This window comes from Rhodococcus sp. YH1 (assembly GCF_009939605.1).
Lineage (GTDB): Bacteria > Actinomycetota > Actinomycetes > Mycobacteriales > Mycobacteriaceae > Rhodococcus > Rhodococcus aetherivorans.
On record NZ_WVTE01000290.1, the window covers coordinates 101,660 to 104,581 of the forward strand.

Sequence of the window (2,922 nt, forward strand, 5' to 3'; positions counted from 1 at the left end):
CGACGACTGGATGCCCCATACGAGCAGGGCAATTCCCTGCGACACGAACAGGGTCCACGGCGCCGACGTCAGGACCCAGTTGATGGGGAACACCACCACAATGACCGCGACAGCCCACAACACCAGTTGCTTGCGGCGCCCGATCCGGTCCGAGAGCCGCCCCCAGAACGGCAGTGCGATGAAGGCAAGAATCTGTGCGCAGAACGTTGCGATGTAAGCCCCGTTGGGATCCATGCCCTTGCCGGAAATGGCGAACGACGAGGAGAAGTTCACCCACGTGTAGTAAAGGACGTTGGTCAGGAGGCTCAGCATCAGAATGCGGACGGCGATGATCACCAGCTGCCGGCGCGTGATCACTCGGACCGACGCGGTGCCGGCGGCCGCCTTGGCTTCCTCGAAGAATCCGGATTCTTCGGCCTGACGGCGGAGGAACAGCGCGAAGATGGCCAGCACTGCTCCGATGGCAAAGCCGATGCGCCACCCGAACTCCGACATGTCGTCCTCGGAGATGATCGACGTCTGAAGGATGCTCATCGCGGTTGCCGCCATGACGCCGAGCAGCATCGTCATCATGATGCTGCTACCCCACAGGCCCCGCTTGTTTGCCGGGGCGATCTCGGCCAGGTATGTGTAGGCGTTTCCGCTTTCGCCGCAGTGGGCGATGCCCTGGATGAGCCGAGCCGTCAGAAGGAGAACCGAGGCCCAGATGCCGATGGAGTCGTAGGTCGGGATCACTGCGACCATGAGACTGCCCGCGCCCATCATGAGCATGCAGATGACCAGTGATGTCTTGCGTACCAACCTATCTCCCAGTCAACCGAGGATCAGCCCGCCGAGCGGGCGGGCGAGGAAGTCGCCGGCGAACACCGCCAGCGTGGAGAGCCGCGCCGACTGGGGATCGTTCTTGTCGAAGAAGTTGGCGGCCAAGTATGTGGTCACGAGCGCATACATGGTCCAGTCGAACCATTCGAGGAAGTTTCCCGAGACGCCGGCGATCATGGACTTCCGTTGATTTCTCGGAAAGTGCCCTGTGCCGTCGGGTATCCCGTCGCCGGCAGTGGCTGTTGTTGGCATGGAGAACCTATCGAAGGGAGAAGTTGAGGGAGGGTACGGCTCCTATGAGTCACGGCCCCCGGGGTGGGAGTTGTGACCCACCGCGCAGAGCTTCTCATATCCACAGTGGTGCAATCCAATTCTGATTGATCTGAATTCACTATGAGTTCGATAGCGGGGATTAACCAATCCGAAGGTACGTCGACGGGAACGACAAGAACCCCAGCGGAACCGGGGCTTCAGTGAGTCCGATCGGGGCTGATCCGGCCCTTTCGGGGCAACGTCGGGTTACCGGATGAGGAGTACCGGCTCGGGCTCGGGTGTGCAGGAGCTCTCGGGCGATGGCCACGACAGCCTGCAGGGCAGGATTCCTGTTTTTCTTGTGCCATGCCAGCACAGCGGCCATTTTCGGTACCGGTGTGGAAAACGCCCGAGAGCAAAGTCCGGGCATTTGGATGTGCTGTACGTAGGAGACAGTCACTGTGATCCCGACACCGGCGGCGACGAGACTGAGGATCGTGTAGGAATCGGGCGCCTCCTGGACGATGCGCGGGGAGAAGCCCGCCTGCAGGGCGATCAGCGCCGTGGCGTCCCTGACCGTAGAGCCTTGCGTGCCAGGGAAAGTCGCGAACGGCTCACCGGCCAGGTCGGCGACTTCCGGCTCCGGTTTCGCCGCCAGTGGGTGGTCTTCGGGCAGCGCAGCCACCAGCGTCTCGAAGTCGATGATGTGCCAGTCGATCAACGGGTCGCGGACAGGCAGACGAGCCAAACCCATGTCGAGGCTTCCGGAGAGGATCTGATTCACCACCGCTCCGCCGTACGTCTGCCCCTGGAGAGCAAGGTCGATGCCCGGTTCGCTGCCCTTGACGGCCCTGGTGATCAGAGGCAGGACGCGGCGGCTGCTGGCGCTGGCAAAACCCAAGGAAGCTCTGCCGGCAATTCCCGAGCTGCCGAACATCGCCGCGCGTATTGCCAGGTCCAAGTCGTTCAGAATCTTCTGCGCCGGGCCCTGCAACGCCTGGCCCGCCTTCGTGAGTGAGACGGACCGTGTGTTGCGCTCGAACAGCTGGACGCCGAGCTCCTTCTCCAACTGCTGGATCTGCTGGCTGACGGGAGGCTGCGCCATATGAAGCCGCGCGGCTGCCCGGCCGAAGTGAAGTTCCTCCGCGACCGCAAGGAACGTGCGCAGGTGACGGATCTCCACTACTGCCCCCTTGATCTATCTCGACTATCAGACGGTGCCGCTATTTATATTCAGCGAGCAACAATTTCAGCAGAGCCTCCCGGTGGGAACTCGACGCTCCGGCCGAGAAGGCGGACGACGAAGGCGAATAATCGTCAGACCCCAACGGATCGCATTATTTCGGCAGTGGCCATGCAAGCGTCGGACCGGGCCGCGCCTCTGGTCGGTGCGGTGTCGGAAGTGGTGATGCAGCGCCGGCACGGAGGAAGCAGACACCCTCTCCGGTGAGCCGGCATCAGTTGCGAGCGCCTGCCACGGCGGCAAGCCTCAGGAATTCGGTGTCGGCTCGGCGGCACTGGAAGGATGTCGCCATGAGCGATATACACACCGTCGCGTTCGGCGACGTGGAGATCGAGGTGCTCGTCGACGGATCCGGCCCGGCCGTGGTGTTGCTGCCGTCCCTCGGCCGCGACTCCTACGAGTTCGACCCGATCGCAACCGACCTCGCCGCCGAGGGCTTCCGTGCGATCCGGCCCCAGCCGCGTGGCGTGGGCACGAGAAGTAGTCGAAGACCGCACCCATGTTCGGGTGCTTATAGCCAAGGACGCGATCTCCACGGGATGGGACTGTCCACGGGCGGAAGTGCTCGTTTCGTTTCGGCCGGCGAAGGATCACGACCACATCCA

Annotated in this window: 3 protein-coding genes and 1 pseudogene; 1 reads left to right on the forward strand and 3 read right to left on the reverse strand. The window is 62.9% G+C overall.

All coding sequences use genetic code 11. From position 1 onward, the window contains the following. From AIIKEEIJ_RS32775 to AIIKEEIJ_RS31035, 3 genes are all read right to left on the reverse strand, one after another. Positions 1-801: MFS transporter (locus tag AIIKEEIJ_RS32775; protein WP_161995084.1), on the reverse strand; the 801-nt coding region annotated here is incomplete at its 3' end. Between the two features lie 12 nt (positions 802-813). Next, on the reverse strand, positions 814-999 hold the full coding sequence (locus AIIKEEIJ_RS31030) for an MFS transporter (RefSeq protein ID WP_161995083.1): 186 nt from the start codon (positions 997-999) through the stop codon (positions 814-816). Between the two features lie 235 nt (positions 1,000-1,234). Then, positions 1,235-2,257: a LysR substrate-binding domain-containing protein gene (locus AIIKEEIJ_RS31035; RefSeq protein WP_161995082.1), complete on the reverse strand. Its 1,023-nt coding sequence runs from the start codon at positions 2,255-2,257 to the stop codon at positions 1,235-1,237. 350 nt (positions 2,258-2,607) lie between these two features. Here AIIKEEIJ_RS31035 and AIIKEEIJ_RS33420 point away from each other — a divergent pair. Continuing rightward, positions 2,608-2,922: pseudogene (locus AIIKEEIJ_RS33420) on the forward strand (alpha/beta hydrolase); the annotation flags it as partial.

Excerpts from the sequence above, each read along its gene's own strand:
- AIIKEEIJ_RS31030 (WP_161995083.1), bottom strand. The coding sequence starts at position 999 with ATGATCGCCGGCGTCTCGGGAAACTTCCTCGAATGGTTCGACTGGACC.